Genomic DNA, 18,349 nt, shown 5'->3' with positions numbered 1-18,349 from the left:
GCACTATTGATTGGCACTTTCGCGTAATAGCGCGCATCCTGCCTTATCACCGCCCTGCCCGTGGCACCCTTCGGTGACTGAGAGTTCGGTAACACTCCCGCCTACAGTTCGAGGTCAGTTCATGGATCGATTGATCCGCGAACGAGATCTCGCTCGCAAAGCGCTGTCCGGAATGACCGACCCAGTGAAACGTCAGCGGCATTGACGCTCTGACGGGCAAGTGAACGTCCGCCGCTACCGCGCGATTTGAAACCAGCTTGATGCTCGCAACATCGACTGGCGGGACTGCAAGCGATCAACCCTGTTGGAGGATGTCATGGACACAAGTTTTGGAACAACGTTCCTTGCATGCGGGGGGATATTCGTCCTCTCGTTCGTTGCCATCTGGGCATTCTGGTATGTCGAACGGCTGCGCGGATCGAGCGCGCCTCACGTCTAAAGCCACGGGTCGATCGCTGCGGCGACAATGTTCGAAGTCATTGGCTGTCTCCATGGTTGGTCACAACGGACCATCCGTTGTCGGACCGGCAGCCTCATGTCGGCCGACGATCGCGGCTGTGCGCGCCGTCACGGATAAGCGCTGGTTGCACCAGGTCGCTTCGCTTTCGCCGCCGCTCCGATATGAATTTCAAACAGCCTAACCACGTCATTGCGAGCGAAGCGAAGCAATCCATTCTTTCTTCGTGCGGCGGTATGGATTGCTTCGCTTCGCTCGCAAATGACGGGGAAATAGCTTCGCGTTCTCGCGACACACTGCGCCCGAGGTTTGCAGGTAATCTTCGCCTCCAAAAATTCAGAGGGCGCAGGGAATGCCGGATGCGCGCTGCACCCGCGGTCTCATGTGCGATTGTGCATAAGAATGCTGCACATGAGCATACAGGGCAGCGGAGAACATCCGACATTCCCTGCGCAATGGCTTTACGACTTATAGCGCGCTCTCCCCGGTGAGACGGCCTCTATTGCCACCGTCACCCCTCGGAAGCGTTAGCTTCTTCAGAGCTTGACGCCGTTACGGGCGCCAGGACCACACGCTTTCGCCGTACGCCTTTGCCGCGACCGTCAATCGCAACATCAGCGTCCACCGCATCCCCGCCCCTCGTCGTGACGACGGCCGACGCCCCTCTGAGTGGGACGGGATGGCTATTGATGTGCAGGTGATTTGGGGTGGAAGGGAAGAGAAATATTTTTGATTTACGGAAATTTAGAACTTGACATTATTTCTGTAAATCGGAACTGATTTGCCCGTCGGGTCAGAATGTCGCGCGTGCTATCTTCTAGCGGCTTTCTTCCTATCGTCGCCGACGGTGCTTTTGTTTCGGAGGGTCTGTTCCGGTAATTGCCCGATACCACGCGGCGTCTGACTGCGCGAGCGCTTTGGCGGCGGAAAAATCCGATTGTCTACGGTAGAACTCACTTAGGCCAAGGTAACAATCGGTGCGCGCCGGTCCGCGCGGCATCGCCTCGCAGTTCGCCTGCGCAACGCCAGGAACGCCCGCCAGCAAGATTGCTATGATACGTGCAGTCCAGTTTGCCATGCCGCCTCCAAGCGCTTAGCCGCGTGTGAAGGTTCTGTGTCCGCGTTATCCTTACAGCCCGTACAGGGCGGATTTAAGCCGAAGGCGCAACCGCCGACCAGCAAAAGCGCCGGATTACGCTTGCGCTATTCCGCCCTACAACCTGCGACCCGCTGCCCTACCCGCCACCCACCAACGCCATAAACACCCGTCTCACCTCCGCCTCGGTCTCCCGCACCCTCGCCTGCAGCGTCGAGAAGTCCGGGGTGTCGCCGGCGCGCGCCATCACGCGCTGCAGGTTTTCGCCTGCGGTTTCCGGGTTGAACTTGCCGTTCACGCAGAGCCGCAAAATCTGCGTCAGGTCGTGATAGAGCCGCGTCGCGGAGCGCAGCACTTCGGCTTCGGCTTGCGGCAGCACGCCTGATCGAGCGGCGTTGTCGAGCACCTGCAGCGTCGAGACGCTGAGGATTTCGGGCTTCTGAGCCGCGTAAGCGAGCTGCAGATATTGCGCGATGAAGTCGATATCGACGAGGCCGCCGGCGGCGAGTTTCAAATCCCAGATGTCGTCCTCGCCCTTTTCCAGCGCGATGGCGCGGCGCATGTCGGCGACGTCGGTCGCCGTGCTGGCGGGATCGCGCGGCCGGATCAAGACGCCGCGGATAATGTCCTCGATCTTCTTTCGGAACGCAGGGGATGCCGAGATCACCCTCGCGCGTGTCAGCGCCATGTGCTCCCAGGTCCAGGCTTCGCGTTCCTGATAGTCGGCAAAGGAATCGATCCGCGACGCCACCGGGCCGGCGCGGCCCGAGGGGCGCAGCCGCATGTCGACGTCATAGAGCACGCCGTAATTGGTCCGCGTCGTGAAGGCCGAGATCAGGCGCTGGGTCAGCCGCGCAAAATACTGCGCGCCATGCAGCGACCGTTCGCCGTCGGAATCCGGATGCTCCTCGTCGAAATCATAAAGCAGGATCAGATCGAGATCGGAGGACGCCGTCATCTCGCGGCTGCCGAGGCGGCCCATCGCGAGGATCGCGGTCTCCTGCCCTTTGATGCGGCCATATTGGGTCGCGAACTGGTCGGTGACAAGGCCATGCACGGTGTGCACGATGCCTTCGGCGACGTCGGCAAAGGCGACGCTGGCCTGCTGCGCCGACACGGTACCTGAAAGAATGCGCGTGCCGATCAGGAACAGGCTTTCCTGGCCGAACAACCTGAGACGGTCGAGGAAGTCCTCGTAGGAATCCGCGTCCTTCAATGTCGTCGCGAGGCGCGCCGACAATTCCTTCTGGTCCGGCATCGCGCCGAAGAAGCGCGGGTCGATCAGCCCGTCCATGATCTGCGGCTGGCGCGCCAGCATGTCGCCGAGCCGGGGCGCGGCGCCGAGGATCAGCGCCACCAGTGCGACGAGATCGCGGTTCTGGCTCAATAGCGAAATCAACCGCCCGCCGCGCTGCAGGGCGCCTAGGAAACGGTCGAACGCCGTCACGGCGTCATCGGGGTCTTCGGCGTGCGCGAGGCCGTCGACCAGGCCGGGGATGAATTCGATGAACGCGCTCTTGGTGGCCTCGTTACGCAGCCCGCGATAATCGCCCGCCATCCATTGCTGCAGGTTGCCTGCGACCATGACCGGCTTCTTGAAACCGAGCGAGCCGAGATGGTCGAGCAGCCGCTTGTCTTCCGGACCCGCGCCGTAATTGACGTCGGGCAGTTTTACGGTGCCGGTCGGGTCGCCCTCGAACAGCTTGCTGTAGTGCCCCTGCACGATGTTGAGGTGACCGAGCAGATCCTTCGCGAAGGCGGCGCGGCTTTCATAGCCGAAGAAGTTTGCAAAACGCGCCACGGCATCAGGATCGTCCGGCAGCGCATGGGTCTGCTCGTCGGATATCATCTGCAAGCGGTGTTCGACGCGGCGCAGATACTCGTAAGCGATGGTGAGTTCTTCCAGCGCCTGAAACGTTATCCAGTTGCTGGTCGCCAGCACCTGCAACGCCTGCAGCGTCGGCCGCACCCGCAAATGCGGATGCCGGCCACCCGCGATCAATTGCTGGGTCTGGGCGAAAAATTCGATTTCGCGGATGCCGCCGCGGCCGACCTTGACGTTATGACCTTCGACCGAGATCTCGCTCTGGCCGCGATAGGTCTGCATCTGCCGCTTCATGTCGTGGACGTCGGCAAGCGCGGCGAAGTCGAGATGCTTGCGCCAGACAAACGGCGCCAGTTCGGCAATCAGCGCCTCGCCGGCCCTGGGATCGCCGGCGCAGGGCCGCGCCTTGATCATCGCGGCGCGTTCCCAGGTGCGCCCTTCCCGCTCGTAATAATGCAGCGCCGCGTCGGTCGACATCGCGACCTGCGTCGAGGCGGGATCGGGCCGGAGGCGAAGATCGACGCGGAACACATAGCCGTCGCCGCTGCGCTGCTGCAGAATCCGTGCGAGCGCCTGCGTGACGCGCACGAAGAACGGCGCCGGCTCGATGTCGGCGACGAGCGAGGTCGCGGCGGGATCGAAAAACACGATCAGGTCGATGTCGCTGGAATAGTTCAATTCGCCTGCGCCCATCTTGCCCATCGCGAGCACGATCAGGCCGCAGCCTTCCTCGGGCTTGTCAGGGTTGGCCGCACTCATCCGGCCCCGCACGACCTCCTGTCGGAGCAGGAACCGCAGCGCCGCCTGCACTGAAGCGACCGCGAGATCGGTCAGCGCCGCCGTCACCCGCATCACCGGCCAGACCCCGCCGATATCGCACAGCGCGGTCATCAGCGCGGCTTCCGCCTTCATGCGGCGAAGCAAGAGCATCACGTCGGCTTCGCTGGCCGCATTGAATACGTCGTCGGTGGTTCTCTCGATCAGCGAGGAAAGGTGCGACTCCGGGTCGCACGCCAAGAGGCGGATCAGCCGCGCGGCGTCGGCGCGGATCAGATCGAACAGATAGGGCGAGAATTCCGCAATCCCGAGCAGGATGCGCCTGGCGAACGGCTGCGCCAGCACGGCCTCGAGCGCAGCCGACTGCGCCGGCTCCAGTTCGGTGAGCCAGGCTGAAAATATCTGTTCGGCATTGCTGGAAGCGGAGACATGCGGCCCGTCCACAAAGCGCGCGGCGAGGCCCTGTCCTTCCGCGTTGCCCGGCGCGGATGAGTTCATGCCACCTTCTGTGGCACATCCTGCGTTTGAGCCGCAAGCCTGTCACCGGAGGCTGCGCGCGCCGGAATGGCCAGCGTCGCGATCAGGCCCGGATGCGCATCGCCGAGCCGAAGCTCGCCGCCATGCAGGGTGGCGACCGCCGAGGCTAGGCTGAGGCCGAGCCCGGAACCAGGCAGCGTCCGGCTGGCTTCCAGCCGCACGAACCGTTCCACCGCGTGCTTGCGGTCGCCCTCGGGAATGCCGGGCCCATGATCGGTGACGCTGAGCAGCACGGAATCGCCCTCGCGCCGCGACTCGATCAGGATCTCCCTGGATCGTGCCGCCACGGCGGCGTCCAGCGGCTGCACGGCAGGGTCCGGCTTGCCGTATTTGATTGCGTTCTCGACCAGATTGGCCAGCGCCTGGCTGATCAGCTCGCGGTTGCCGTGCAGCGGCGCCGGCGCGGCCTTGACGCGCAGGGTCAGCCCGTCGTCTTCGGCCAGCGGCTCATAGAGTTCGTGGATGCCCTTGGCGACGTCGGCGGCGTCGAAATCGTCCATGTTGCCGCGCGCCTGCCCGGACTCGGCGCGCGCGATCATCAGCAGCGCGTTGAAGGTGCGGATCAGGCCGTCGGATTCCTCGATGGTACGCTCCAGTGCGGCGCGGTATTCGGCCTCGCTGCCCGAACTTGCCAGCGCCTCCTCGGCGCGGTTGCGCAGCCGCGTCAGCGGCGTCTTCAGATCATGGGCGATGTTGTCGGAGACTTCCTTCAGCCCCGTCATCAGGGCCTCGATCCGCTCCAGCATGGCGTTGAGGTTTTCCGCGAGGCGGTCGAGCTCGTCGCCGCTGCGGCCCACCGGCAGCCGGCCGGTGAGATCGCCGGCCATGATGCGCTGGGTGGTGCCGGTCATGGCGTCGATCCGGTGCAGCACCCGGCGCGCCACGAAGATGCCGCCGCCGAGGCCGAGCACGATGACGACCAGCAGCGACCATTGCGCGGCGTTGGCGACGATGCCGAACATCCGCCTTCGTTCCTCGAGGTCGCGGCCGACCAGCAGCCGAAAACCGTTGTTGAGTTGGGTGACGCGCACCAGCGCGCGATGGTGGGCGGTGTCCTGCTCGTCGAGCCGGCGGTACGCCGTCTCGGACCAGCCTGAGGAAGCCATCACGCCCGGGGACAGCGATTCGACATTGCCGCCGAACGCCGTTCCCGCCGGCGTGGTGACGAGATAGAGGTTGGCGCCGGGCCGCAGCGTGCGGCGGCCGAGCGTAAGGGCAAGGCCCTGCAGGCCGCGGCGTTCGTAGATGGTCTCGATCTCGGCGATCTCGGCATTGACGGTCGCGGTGATCTGCTCGTTGATCATCCGCCGCGTATTCCAGGCGAAGTAGCCCAGGAGCGAGGCGGCAAACAGCGCAAACAGAAACAGATAGACCAGCGTCAGGCGAAACGCCGTGGTGCGGATCAGTTTACCGAATGCCGTCACGGATCATGTACCCGGCGCCACGGATCGTGTGCAGCAAGGGCCGCTCAAAACCCTTGTCGATCTTGGAGCGCAGCCGCGAGATGTGCACGTCGATGACGTTGGTCTGCGGATCGAAGTGATAATCCCAGACGTTTTCCAGGAGCATGGTGCGCGTCACCACCTGTCCTGCATGCTTCATCAGATATTCGAGCAGGCGAAACTCGCGCGGCTGCAGCGTCAGCTCATCCTTGCCGCGGGCGACACGGTGCGACAGCCGGTCGAGTTCGAGATCGCCGACCTTGTAGGTGGTTTCCTCGGCCGGACCGCCATGGCGGCGCGACAGCACTTCGACACGTGCGAGCAGCTCGGCGAATGAATAGGGCTTTGGCAGGTAATCGTCACCGCCGGCGCGCAGGCCCTTGATGCGGTCATCGACCTGGCCGAGCGCGGAGAGAATCAGGACCGGCGTGCGGTTGCCCTTTTCGCGCAAGCTCCCGATCAGCGATAGGCCGTCGCGCTTCGGCAGCATGCGGTCGACCACCAGCACGTCGTAGTCGCCGCTGTCGGCGAGCGACAACCCTTCCTCGCCGTCGCTGGCGAGATCGGCGATGTAACCGACTTCACGGAACGCCTTCACCAGATAGTCGGCGGACTCGCGGTCGTCTTCGATGATCAACAGGCGCATTTGGGAGGCGGTTGCGGTCTGAGAAGCGGTTGTGCTCACGTTGTGGGCCTTTTCTCACCATGGCGCGTGGCGCATGCCGATGCAAGGCAACGGGGAACCCGCGCAACTTTTTGTGTTTGAAGAGCTTCGGTTGCCCGAAGCTCTGGATTCTTGTTTTGACGCGTTTTCTTCACGCAAACCGGTATCCACCCCGCATCAAGTGCGGGGCAGGCATTTGCTCGAAAACGCTCTGGCCAAAAAAAGCGGGCGGCGAGGCTGGGGGACCCCGCCGCCCTTTTCCCTTCCGACAGAGGGGGGCGTATTCCATCGAAAGGTAGCTGGAGGGAGCGAGTTTTGCACCCGCTCCCCGGAAGGAGCCGTCGGCGGGGGCGACTGTTGCCGGCGAAACCCTCCATCTCGTATTTAACCCTTCGCTACCGGCACTGCCACGAACCGCGACGAACCGCCGCTCTTCACGCGCATGAGAACGCTGCTCTTGTTGTCGGTGCGCGCCGCGTTGATCGCATCACGCACTTCGCCAGCGGTAGCGACGCTCTTGCCGGCCACTTCCAGGATCACATCGCCTTCCTTGAAGCCACGCTCGGCCGCCGCGCTCTTCGGGTCGACCTCGGTGACCACGACGCCTTCCTTGCCGGCGCCGGCCACGCTGTTGGCGGGGGCAACCGTCATGCCGAGCTTCGGCACGTCGGTTCCCTTGTTCGGCTTGGCCTTGTCGCCGTCGTCGATGCTGGCCTTGGCCTCAACGGTGTTCGGCAACTGGCCGAGCGTGAGGTTGACGACCTTGTCCGCACCCTTGTGCAGCACGTTGAGCTTAACCGCGGCTCCCGGCGCCAATCCGCCGATGGTGCGGGCGAGTTCGCGCGCATCCTTGACCGTCTCGCCGTTGACAGCGGTGATGACGTCGCCGGATTCGATGCCGGCCTTGGCCGCCGGACCATTGGCCTGCGGTTCCGCCACCAGCGCGCCTTCCGCCTTTTTCAGGCCGAGGCTGTCAGCGATATCCGAAGTCACCGGCTGGATCTGGACGCCGATCCAGCCGCGGGCGACCGATCCCTTGTCCTTGAGCTGGGCGACCACGCTTTTTACCGTGGAAGCGGGAATCGAGAACGCGATGCCGACGCTGCCGCCGGACGGCGAATAGATCGCGGTGTTGACGCCCATCACCTCGCCGGCGGTATCGAATGCCGGTCCACCCGAGTTGCCCTTGTTCACGGGCGCGTCGATCTGGATGAAATCGTCATACGGACCGTTGCCGATGTCGCGGCCGGAAGCCGAGACGATGCCGGCGGTCACGGTGCCGCCGAGGCCGAACGGATTACCGACCGCGAGCACCCAGTCGCCGATCCGCGGCTTGGAGTCGGACAGTTTTGCGAACGGGAAGTCGGTGCGGCCGGCGACCTTGATCAGCGCAAGGTCGGTGCGCGGATCGGTGCCGATCACCTTGGCGGAGTAGCTCTTGCCGTCGTCCATCGTGACTTCGACCTTGTCGGCGCCGTCGACGACGTGATTGTTGGTCACGGCATAACCGTCAGGCGAGATGAAGAAGCCGGAGCCCTGGCCGGTCACCGGGCCACGGCCGCCACGCGGGTTACCGCGCAGACCGGGCGGCAATCCATCCGGTCCACCGAAGCGGCGGAAGAAGCGCTCCATCGGCGAGCCCGGCTGGAACGGCGAGTCGTCGTCCCGGTTGGCGCTGTCGTCCTTGTCCTTGCTGGCGACCTTCTCGGCGATGTTGATCTTGACCGAAATCACCGACGGCTTCACGCGCTCGACGATGTCGGCAAAGCCGATCGGCCGCTCAACCTTGCGGACCTCGTTGTTGACCTGCGCGTGCGCCGCGCTGGTGAACACATCGACCGGGCCCGACGAAGGGCTGAAACCATAAACCGCGGCGCCGAGGCCGGCGACGACGGACGCCATCAGCGCGAACTTGCGCGCCGAGAACAGGGAGCGGCGCGGGGCGCCATAGGACGGAAGCGAGGAAAGATCGACGGGACGTTCAATCATGTTGGGAAATCTCCAGATCCAGAATTCGACGGTGCGGGGGGCTGGGCACCTGACAGGACGGAAGATGGGGTCTGGCGCCTTACCGCGCGCTGGCGAGGGAATTAAACTTTTGTAATGGAGGCGGTTATGGCTGCGGCAGTTTAGCGCAGGCAATCCAACGGCTTAGCGCCGGCCGAAAGAGGCGTTTCGAGGGGCGCTGCGGCCTTTTTCGTTTGCTGCAAATGGCGCCGCTAACCGCCGCCCTTGGATTTAATGGATTTACCGGATTTTCCGGACTTATTCCCGGTTTTGCTGCTCGCGCCATTGGCCAGGATATCCGCCATTTTCTCGATTTCGCCGGCGTCGTCCCATTGCCGGTCGGGGGCGAACACGCACCGCGTCAGGAAATACCCGACATGCAGGCAATGCACGGCACGCGCCAGCACCTCGACATCGACGTCGCTGCGAAGCCTGCCGTCGGCGCGCAGATTCTCCAGGCTTTCGAGCATGGGTTCCCAGATATGCCGCTGCCACAGCTCGGCCATCGCGCCCCTGATGTCGTCGTTCTGAATCATCTCCGCGGTGACGGTGCGGGCGATTCCCGGATTCTTGACCACCATCGCCATCTCCTCGCTGGCGGCCGCGATGAACCAGTCCTTCAGGCTCGGGGCCCTCGCCTTGATCTGCTTTTCGCGCGTCTCCCACTGCCGCGTCAGGCCCCGCTGCAGCATGATCGGAAACAGCACGCGCCGGACCAGATCGTTCTTTGAGGGGAAGTAGCGAAACATCGTCTTCTCGGTGACCCCCGCGCGCCGCGCGATTTCGGCTGTGGTCGCGCCATCGACGCCGCGCTCGCCGATCAGGGCGACCGCGGCATCGATGATGGCCTTCTCCTTGGCCGTGGCCGGTGTGAGGAATTTTTCGGTCTCGCGCTCGAGATCGGCCAGCGACAGGCGGGATTTCCGGGAAGGCTTTTGATCCATGACTTTGAAACTTCTCACTTTTCCCAAGAGTATAGTGATCACTATCTTTTTATATAGTGCTCACTTTACTCCGATGTATAGTACGCACTATACTCTTCGCCGTCGTTACGCAAGCGCGCCGAGGCGCCGCCGCCCGCGATACTTGCCAGCAAACGGAGATCACGATGACCGCATCACGGCAAACGTTGCTTCGCACCAACGCCCTCTTCCTGCTTGCCGCTTCGGCCGGCGGATTTTGCAGCGACGTGCTCGGTATCTTCTTTGGAGTGGGGCCGGTCGCCAAAATCGTCGCGGCCACGCCCTATTCCGGCCTCGGCTTCATCGAAGCGCACGGGCTGGCGTTCCTGATGGGCATCCAGATGTGGCGCGCCGAACCATCGCGCGCCTGGCACCTCACCGCCGTGGCCATCCACGTCCTGCTCGGCACCTCCAATCTGGTGTTCTGGCAACTCTTCGTCGCCGCCGACATGCTGGTCGTCGGCTATGTGACGACGGCGCTGCACGGGCTGTTCGTCGTGCTGCAACTGCTTGCTGCCGGCACCGCGCCAGCCCCGATCACCGGTCCCGCCCGGGCCTGAGCGAGACCATTTCGCATCTGTTTGAAAAACGATGGAGCTAGACTGTGACCCGCGAACAGAAGACCGTTGCGATTGGAGCCGCGAGCGGTGTTTTGACCATGGTGCTGGCGGTTGCCGGCATCTACCGGATATGGCCGGATACCGCAGCCCTCACCGATATTGCCAGCCGATTAGCCTTCACGCTGAAGGCCAATGCGTTTGCGGCGATCCCGCTGCTGGTCGGCATCATCACCGTCGGCAACAACCGGTTTCTCAGCGAAGCCATCGATCCGACGCTGCACAAGGAAGACGCCGCGACCGAGATCAACGGCCGCGTGCTCGACAACACGCTTCAGCAATACGTGTTGTTCCTGGCGGGCACGCTCGCCCTCAGCGTCACCCTGACGGCAGAGCAGACCAAGGTCATTGCCGCCGCCGCCATCGTGTTCTTCGTCATGCGATTTGCGTTCTGGGTCGGATACCGGATCCATCCGCTGTATCGCGCCTTCGGCATGTCGTCGTCGATCTACCTCAACGTCGGCATTCTCGGCACGGCGCTCTGGAAGACCCTGTGGGGATAGGCCAAAGGCCTTTGCGCAGCCCTCAGGCCTTCAACTTCAGCCGGCCCATGAAATCGCGTTTGCCGAGCGGAACGCCGTTGGTGCGCAGGATGTCGTAAGCCGTGGTGGCGTGGAAATAGAAGTTCGGCAGCGAGAACGACATCAGGAATCCTTCCGCCGTGAACGGCAATTTGCGGTCGCCCAGCGCGAAGATGACGTCGCGGCCAGCGAGCGCGTTGACCGCCTCCGGCGTCAGTGCCGACAAGGCGTCGCGGGCCTGCGTCACATGCGCCTGCAATCCGGCGAAGTTGAACGGGGTCTTGAACGACGGCGGATTGAAGAGGCCCTGCTGCACGCCCTCAATGGCGCCGCGGGAATGCTGGACGACGGAAATGATCTGGAAGCGGAACGGCAGCATGTCCGCCGCCAGCCGCGTCTCGACGATCGCTTCCGGATCGATGTTGTTCTCTTCAAAATGGCTCAGCGCGCGGTCGAGGAAGCCGCTGACGGCGCCGAGGGTTTGCAGATAGTTCGCCACGCTGGCGTCGTAGAGCGAAAGAGCCATTGCGAATTCCCCCTTTGGCGATGTTGTTCTTGACGGCCGCAATGTAGCGGCGGAACCGGCCGGCTTGCAATCGGTACAGGCTTCAGGCCGGCTTTTCCGGCGAAGTTTCCTTGGCGATCAGCCGCTCCAGGCGGGCTTCTTCCTCGGCCGTCAGCTTGAGCAAGCCTTGATCTTCCCTGCCCGGGAATTTCGAACGGCGCCGGCTGTAGATCCACAGCGCCAGTCCGCCACCCCCGAGCGCCAGCGGCGGCAACAGCCACAGCACCAGCGTATGCGGGTTGAAGCGCGGCCGCAGCAGCACGAATTCGCCGTAGCGTGCCACCAGGAAATCGATCACCTGCGTATTGCTGTCGCCGGCCGCAATCCGCTCGCGTACGAGCAGCCGCAAGTCGCGCGCCAGCGGCGCCTCGGAATCGTCGATCGACTGGTTCTGACACACCATGCAGCGCAGTTCGCGCGACAGGTCGCGCGCGCGGGCTTCCTTGCCCGGGTCCGCCATGATCTCGTCGGGCTGCACCGCGTAGGCCGCCGGGCATCCGATCAAGAGAAACGCAGCAAATGCGCAGGCCAGGAGCGCTTTCAATGGATCACTCCGCGGCCTGCAACGCACGCGAAGCCTTCGCGGGCTTCGGCGCGCCGACGCGCAAGCGCCGGTCCGACAGCGACAGCAGGCCGCCAAACGCCATCAGCACGGGGCCCCACCAGATCAAGAGCACCAGCGGCTTGTGATAGATGCGCACGGCGACCGCGCCTTCGTTGGTGCTCTCGCCGAGCGAGATGTAGAGCTGGCTGGCGCCGCGCGTCAGCAGCGCGGCCTCGGTGGTCGACGATCCCCGCGTGGTGAAATTGCGCTTCGACGGCGTCATCACGCTGAGCTTCTCGCCGTCGAGACGAACCGTGAACTGCGCGATCATCTCGCGGTAATTCGGTCCCTGCCGCTGCGTGACGCCGTCGAGCTTCAGTTCGTAACCGGCAACCCTGGCAACCTCGTTCGGCTTCAAGGTGCCGATATATTCGCTGTTCCAGGTGGTCTCGCAGACGATCCCGATCAGAGCCACGCCGACGCCGGCATGCGCGAACGCGGTGCCCCAGGTCGCCCGCGGCAAGCCGCGCGCGCGTTGCATCGCGGTCGCCAAGGGGGCGCGGAACAAGGCCGTGCGCTCGGCGAGATCGCACATCGCGCCGGCGATGACGAAGATCGCAAGCCCGATCGCGAGCGGCGCGAAAGTGCTGCCGCCATAGGTCCAGGCATACGCCACGGCAATCGCGACCAGCGCGGCGATGCCCGCCGCCGTCAGCCGCTGCGCCGCGCCGAGCAGGTCGCCGCGCTTCCACGCCAGCAGCGGCCCGAACGACATCGCCATCATCAGCGGCACGAACAGCGGCCCGAAGGTCAGATTGAAGAACGGCGCGCCGACCGAAATCTTGTCGCCGGTCAGAACTTCCAGCGCCAGCGGATACAGCGTTCCGACGAACACCGTCGCGCAGGCCGTGGTCAGGAACAGATTGTTGAGCACCAGCGCGCCTTCGCGCGAGATCGGCGCGAACAACCCGCCCTGCTTCAGCGTCGATGCGCGCCAAGCATACAGCGTCAAGCTGCCGCCGATGAAAAAACAGAGGATCAGCAGGATGAACACGCCGCGCGTCGGATCGGTCGCGAACGCATGCACCGACGTCAGCACGCCCGAGCGCACCAGGAAGGTGCCGAGCAGCGACAGCGAGAAAGTCAGGATCGAAAGAAGGATGGTCCAGACCTTCAGCGCGTTGCGCTTCTCCATCACGACAGCGGAATGCAGCAACGCGGTGCCGGCGAGCCACGGCATCAGCGAGGCATTCTCGACCGGGTCCCAGAACCACCAGCCGCCCCAGCCGAGTTCGTAATAGGCCCAGTACGAGCCCATCGCGATGCCGAGCGTCAGGAATATCCACGCCACCAGCGTCCAGGGCCGCACCCAGCGCGCCCAGGCCGCATCGATCCGGCCCTCCATCAGGGCCGCGACCGCAAACGAGAACGAAATCGAGAAGCCGACATAGCCGAGATAGAGCATCGGCGGATGCACCGCGAGGCCGATGTCCTGCAGCACCGGATTGAGGTCGCGGCCCTCGATCGGCGGCGTGGCGATGCGCAGGAACGGGTTCGAGGTCATCAGGATGAAAAGATAGAACGCCGCCGCGATCCAGCCCTGCACCGCCAGCACATGGGCGCGCAGCGACAGCGGCAGGTTGTTGCCGAAGGCCGCGACGAGGCCGCCGAACAACGCAAGGATCGCCACCCACAGCAGCATCGAACCTTCGTGATTACCCCAGACGCCGGTGATCTTGTAGAGCAGCGGTTTGGTCGAGTGCGAATTCTCGAACACATTGGCGACGGAGAAATCGGAGCTGACATGGAGCATCACCAGCGCCGTGAACGACACCGCCACGAACAGCAGTTGCGCCAGCGCCGTGGAGCGCGCGACGTTCATCAAGGCGACATCGCCCCAGCGCGCGCCGGCGACCGGCACCGTCGACTGGATCAGCGACAACGCCAGCGCCAGCACCAGCGCGTAATGCCCGGATTCGGCGATCACTTCGGCGCCCCCTGTGTCGGCGCCGCCGAAGCGCTGGGCTTGGCGCCGTAATCGTCTTTCCAATGCCCCTGCTTCTTCAGCGCGTCGGCGACGTCCTTGGGCATGTAGGTCTCGTCATGCTTGGCGAGCACAGTGTCGGCCCTGAACACGCCCGATGCGTCGATCGCGCCCTCGGCGACGACGCCCTGCCCTTCACGGAACAGGTCGGGCAGGATTCCCTTATAGGCAACCGGCAGCACGGCACTGCCGTCGGCGACGCTGAAATTCACCGCCAGATTGTCGCCGCGCACCAGCGATCCCGGCTGCACCAGGCCGCCGAGGCGAAAACGCTTGCCGGCCGGAATCTGCTTCTCGGCCGCCATCGAAGGGGTGGAAAAGAACACGATGGAATCGCGCATGGCGTTCAACACCAGCGCCGCCGCCACCGCGAGCACCGCCAGTGAACCGCCAATCATGGTCAAACGCCGCTGCTTGCGCGTCATGATATTCCTCTGTTTCCCAGCTTGATGAGTTCCATCATCCATCAAGCCCGAGATTCTTCAGGCCCTCATTGAGCTGGCGCAAGCGTTCGGCATCGTTGGCAACCGCCTGGCGTGCATCGCCCAGCGCGCTCACCGCCTTGTCGCGCTCGCCCATCACCATATAGGCCCGCACCAGCCGCAGCCATCCCTCAACATCGTCGCCGTTCTCTTTCAGCCTTGTGGCGAGGCGGTCGACCATGCCGCGGATCATGGTGCCGCGGTCGGCTTCGTTCATATCCTTGGCCGCAGCCATCGCATCATTCGACAGCGCGGGTGCTGCCGGACCGCCGACCCGCACCAATGCAGCCTGAACCAGCGGCCGCCACGGCGCATCGGCCGGCGCCTTGGCCAGCATCGCGCGCCAGATCGCGGCGGCGTCGGTGCGACGGCCGTCCTGCTCGGCGGCAAGGCCGAGGAAATAGCCGGCCTTGGGCTCGTCGGCGTTCAGCGCCGCCGCGCGTTCGAACTCGGCCTTGGCCTGCGACGTCACGACGCCGCCTGCCGAACCCGTCAGCGCTTCTCCGAGATCGGACCGGCGCTCGGCGCTGTCGCCATTGTAAGTGATCGAATTGCGCAGCGCGCGGATCGCGTCGTCGTAGCGGCCGAGCCGCACCAATGCGGGGGCCAGCACACTCCAGCCGCGGCCGTCAGTCGGATTTTTGTCCAGATGCGCCTCGACCTGCGCGATCAGATTGTCGATCGGCTGGTTGACGTCGGGGGCGCGGCTGCGGCTGGCGAGCGAGAAATCGCCGAGCTGCGGCGATCCCAACGAAAGGTAGAAAGCAACCGCCGCAACCGGCAGCCCCACCAGCGCCAGAACGGTCGAGGACCGGCGTAGCGCGAGGTTCGCCTGTGCCGGCAGGTCATCCCTGCCATCCGCGGCCGCCAGCAGGCGGCGGCTGATCTCGACGCGTGCGGCTTCCGCTTCCGAGGGCCCAATCAGGCCGGCGGCGACGTCGCGATCGATTTCGGCAAGCTGGTCCCGGTAGACGGCGGCCTCGCTGCCACCAGCCGGCGCCGCCGAACCGCGGCTCAACGGCCAGAGCACGGCAAAGATCGCCGCGACCGTCATCAGCGCGAACACAAACCACAGCGTCATCAAGCGGTTCCCGGGCGGAAACGGCGCCTGCGAAGCAGGCACCGATGCGCCGCTTTACACCACCGGCGGCAAGCCCGGCAATTGACAATTGCGGCAGAAAAACCTGGGAAACCGGACCGATCGCAGGCTCGATCGCGTGAGCGCCGCCGGACCAGCCGGCGCGACGCGCAAACCCACGCGAAACTTCGCGCAGTTCCTGCAAAACCCGGAGGGGACGAGTGAGCAACGCCACCCGGCCCGAGCGCCGGATTCGGCGGACTAATTCAATCAAAAATTGATGACTTATACTTATGCGCGCAAGATGCGCACGTGCCCACCTTTTGATCCTGGCGAACGGAAATCTGGCAAGTGCGATCAACACGTTCCGCCGCCGCTGCAGGGTGCGGCAGCAAGCTATAGCATTTGCACCAAGACGTAGGCGATGCTACATAATGGGGTGAATACGTTAATTCCCAGCCCCTTAGAGGCAAAACCGATGCGATCCTGGAAAGCTCTTCGACGCGACGCCCTTCCCTTTGGCCTTGTTGGAATTCTGGATGGCCCGAAGGTTCGCCGCGGCGCCGCGTTGCTTGCGCTGCCGTTCTTGTTCCCATCGCTTCCGGCGTCGGCACAGGATGGGGTGGACAGAACCGCGATCGCGGCCGCGCTGCTGCCGCGCGATCTGAGCCCCTGGGGCATGTTCATGCAGGCCGACATCGTCGTCAAAGCCGTGATGATCGGTCTGGTTTTTGCGACCCTGGTGACCTGGACGGTATGGCTGTCGAAGACGATCGAGCTGATCAAGGCGCGCCGCAATGCGAAGAACGCTTTGCGCGAACTCGCGAGCGCCAGGAACGTGGAAGACGCCGTGCGGCAGGTGCCCGAGGGGGCCGTTGCGCAATTGCTCGAGGGCGCGATGGCGGAACTGAAACTGAGCACCGATCGAATGGACAAGGAAGGGATCAAGACCCGGGTTGCGTCCCGGCTTCAGCAGATCGAGGCGGCGGCAAGCCGGCGCATCGGGTTCGGCACCGGCGTGCTGGCAACCATCGGATCGACCGGCCCCTTTGTCGGACTGTTCGGGACGGTCTGGGGAATCATGAACAGCTTCATCGGGATCTCGAAGTCGCAAACCACCAATCTCGCGGTGGTCGCGCCGGGGATCGCCGAGGCGCTGCTGGCGACGGCGCTCGGGCTGGTGGCGGCTATACCCGCTGTGATGATCTACAATCTGTTCGCCCGCCAGATCAGCTCGTATCGGGCGCTGCTCGGGGACGGGTCGTCGGAGATCACCCGCCTCGTCGGCCGTGACCTCGACGGCGGCGCCATCCTCGTCCGGCGACATCTCGCAGCGGCGGAGTAGCGGCGATGGCTGTCAGCGTTAACCAGAGCAATGGCGATCTTGCGGAAGTCCATGAGATCAACGTGACACCGTTCATCGATGTCATTCTCGTGCTGCTCATCATCTTCATGGTCGCCGCGCCGCTCGCAACCGTCGACATCGCGGTCGACCTTCCGGCCTCGAATGCGCAGCCGCAGCCGCGGCCCGACAAGCCGGTCTACCTGACGGTCAAACCGGATCTCTCTTTGTCCGTCGGGAACGAGACCGTGGGGCGCGCCGCACTGCCCGGCGTGCTCGATGCGAGCACCAACGGCCATAAGGACAGCCGAATTTTCCTGCGCGCCGACAAGCTCGTCCCGTATGGCGAGGTGATGCAGGTGATGAACATGCTGCGCGCCGCCGGCTATCTGAAAGTCGCCCTGGTCGGACTGGAACAAGCCTCGTCGCCATGATGCAGCTTGCGGCCGAAGATCGTTCCGACCTGCAACGCTGGATGTTGAGCGGCGTTGCGGTGCTGTGCGTCTACGCCGGCGTGACGGCCACTCTAGCGACCTGGCGCTATCCGGACGACACCGTGGCGGCCGAACCATCCGGTGCGATCGTGGTCGACCTCGCACCGTTGCCGGCAGCGCCCTCGACGACACCATCCGATGTCGCGCCGGGGCCCGAACAAGTGATGTCGGAAGCGCAGCCCGTGGCGAAGCCTGAGGTGACTCCGCCAGATGAAACACCTGAGCTGCCCCCCGCACCCAATCCGGATGCGGCCGTGGCGCTGCAGGCCAAACCGCAGCCTGACGTGACGCCGCAGCAGCAGGCGGCGGCCGCCACCACGTCGGCACCTGCAGCGGTCCCGGAGCGCGTCGCGCCGGTTGCGGTGGCGCCGACACAGGGTGCGCCGAGTGCGAAAGATTCGGAAGCCGTGGTGACATGGCGAACCAAAGTCCTCGCCTTGATCGAAAAGAACAAGCGCTATCCGGAAGCCGCGCGGCCGCGGCAAGGGACGGCACGCGTGTCGTTTGCGCTCGATCGCAAGGGAATGGTGGCCAACGCGCGCGTGATTGAAAGTTCGGGCTCCAGTGCGCTCGACGAGGAAGCGGTCGCGCTGCTCAAACGTGCTGAGCCTTTTCCGGCGCCGCCCGCAAATTTTCCGGGCGATTCTGTTGTCGTGAGGCTGCCGATCCGCTTCACCGTGAAATAGCGCAGACAAGAACGGGCCGCAGAATCGCAGACACCCGACGTCCGCAACGGCGGCGTCAGGAAGCTGGCAACGGTTAAGCCGAGTGGGCCGCCTGCCTTGCTCTAAAATTCAGGCGACCCCGCCGACTACATCAATTGTCCTGCCCCACGGCAGAGGCCATAGCCAGCCAAGTTAAATATGAGCAGACGGATTTGAAAGTCTTATGACAG

At 64.2% G+C, this 18,349-nt stretch carries 15 protein-coding genes; 5 read left to right on the top strand and 10 right to left on the bottom strand.

All coding sequences use genetic code 11. The features are described 5' to 3' along the window. Positions 1-1,692: 1,692 nt before the first annotated feature. The 5 genes from ABIE49_RS34590 to ABIE49_RS34570 all read right to left on the bottom strand — a co-directional run bounded on the left by ABIE49_RS34590 (position 1,693) and on the right by ABIE49_RS34570 (position 9,749). Positions 1,693-4,653 carry a bifunctional [glutamine synthetase] adenylyltransferase/[glutamine synthetase]-adenylyl-L-tyrosine phosphorylase gene (locus tag ABIE49_RS34590; protein WP_192734318.1) on the bottom strand — a complete coding sequence of 987 codons (2,961 nt, stop codon included), beginning with the start codon at positions 4,651-4,653 and terminating at the stop codon, positions 1,693-1,695. Beyond that, positions 4,650-6,116, bottom strand: coding sequence for a sensor histidine kinase (locus tag ABIE49_RS34585; protein ID WP_192734317.1), 1,467 nt, complete (start codon positions 6,114-6,116; stop codon positions 4,650-4,652). The genes ABIE49_RS34590 and ABIE49_RS34585 overlap by 4 nt, the downstream gene beginning before the upstream one ends. Then, positions 6,100-6,780, bottom strand: a complete 681-nt coding sequence (locus ABIE49_RS34580) for a response regulator transcription factor (RefSeq protein WP_192734724.1) — start codon at positions 6,778-6,780, stop codon at positions 6,100-6,102. Before ABIE49_RS34580 ends, ABIE49_RS34585 begins: the two co-directional genes overlap by 17 nt. 402 nt (positions 6,781-7,182) lie before the next feature. Further along, complete coding sequence (locus ABIE49_RS34575; protein WP_192734316.1) at positions 7,183-8,787, bottom strand: Do family serine endopeptidase; 1,605 nt, start codon at positions 8,785-8,787, stop codon at positions 7,183-7,185. 230 nt (positions 8,788-9,017) lie between these two features. Continuing rightward, positions 9,018-9,749, bottom strand: a complete 732-nt coding sequence (locus tag ABIE49_RS34570; protein WP_192734315.1) for a TetR/AcrR family transcriptional regulator — start codon at positions 9,747-9,749, stop codon at positions 9,018-9,020. A gap of 164 nt (positions 9,750-9,913) precedes the next feature. On the opposite strand from ABIE49_RS34570, the gene ABIE49_RS34565 reads away from it, so the two are divergent. Beyond that, positions 9,914-10,327 carry a hypothetical protein gene (locus tag ABIE49_RS34565; RefSeq protein WP_192734314.1) on the top strand — a complete coding sequence of 138 codons (414 nt, stop codon included), beginning with the start codon at positions 9,914-9,916 and terminating at the stop codon, positions 10,325-10,327. Positions 10,328-10,371: 44 nt separating this feature from the next. Beyond that, a complete protein-coding gene (locus tag ABIE49_RS34560) occupies positions 10,372-10,887 on the top strand; it encodes an MAPEG family protein (RefSeq protein WP_192734313.1) in 516 nt (171 codons plus the stop codon). 22 nt (positions 10,888-10,909) lie between these two features. On the opposite strand, the gene ABIE49_RS34555 is transcribed toward ABIE49_RS34560, so the two are convergent. The 5 genes from ABIE49_RS34555 to ccmI form a co-directional block, all read right to left on the bottom strand. Then, positions 10,910-11,431, bottom strand: a complete 522-nt coding sequence (locus ABIE49_RS34555) for a DUF1993 domain-containing protein (RefSeq protein ID WP_192734312.1) — start codon at positions 11,429-11,431, stop codon at positions 10,910-10,912. An 82-nt stretch (positions 11,432-11,513) separates the two neighbouring features. Further along, positions 11,514-12,014, bottom strand: a complete 501-nt coding sequence (locus ABIE49_RS34550) for a cytochrome c-type biogenesis protein (RefSeq protein WP_192734311.1) — start codon at positions 12,012-12,014, stop codon at positions 11,514-11,516. 4 nt (positions 12,015-12,018) lie between these two features. Next, positions 12,019-14,001 carry a heme lyase CcmF/NrfE family subunit gene (locus ABIE49_RS34545; RefSeq protein WP_192734310.1) on the bottom strand — a complete coding sequence of 661 codons (1,983 nt, stop codon included), beginning with the start codon at positions 13,999-14,001 and terminating at the stop codon, positions 12,019-12,021. Further along, positions 13,998-14,483: a cytochrome c maturation protein CcmE gene (ccmE, locus tag ABIE49_RS34540; protein ID WP_192734309.1), complete on the bottom strand. Its 486-nt coding sequence runs from the start codon at positions 14,481-14,483 to the stop codon at positions 13,998-14,000. Before ccmE ends, ABIE49_RS34545 begins: the two co-directional genes overlap by 4 nt. Positions 14,484-14,517: 34 nt before the next feature. Beyond that, complete coding sequence (gene ccmI, locus ABIE49_RS34535) at positions 14,518-15,621, bottom strand: c-type cytochrome biogenesis protein CcmI (RefSeq protein WP_192734308.1); 1,104 nt, start codon at positions 15,619-15,621, stop codon at positions 14,518-14,520. A 619-nt stretch (positions 15,622-16,240) separates the two neighbouring features. On the opposite strand from ccmI, the gene exbB reads away from it, so the two are divergent. The 3 genes from exbB to ABIE49_RS34520 are packed head-to-tail and all read left to right on the top strand — an operon-like array spanning position 16,241 to position 18,140. After that, positions 16,241-16,963, top strand: coding sequence for a tonB-system energizer ExbB (gene exbB / locus ABIE49_RS34530; RefSeq protein WP_354067122.1), 723 nt, complete (start codon positions 16,241-16,243; stop codon positions 16,961-16,963). Between the two features lie 5 nt (positions 16,964-16,968). Further along, positions 16,969-17,394, top strand: coding sequence for a TonB system transport protein ExbD (gene exbD / locus ABIE49_RS34525; RefSeq protein WP_192734306.1), 426 nt, complete (start codon positions 16,969-16,971; stop codon positions 17,392-17,394). Further along, positions 17,391-18,140: an energy transducer TonB gene (locus tag ABIE49_RS34520; RefSeq protein ID WP_192734305.1), complete on the top strand. Its 750-nt coding sequence runs from the start codon at positions 17,391-17,393 to the stop codon at positions 18,138-18,140. Before exbD ends, ABIE49_RS34520 begins: the two co-directional genes overlap by 4 nt. Positions 18,141-18,349 lie beyond the last annotated feature (209 nt).

Origin of the sequence: Bradyrhizobium sp. OAE829, assembly GCF_040546575.1 — a bacterium.
Taxonomy (GTDB): Bacteria; Pseudomonadota; Alphaproteobacteria; order Rhizobiales; family Xanthobacteraceae; genus Bradyrhizobium.
Note: the sequence above shows the minus strand (reverse complement) of the source record. Positions and strands in the feature narration are given on the sequence as shown.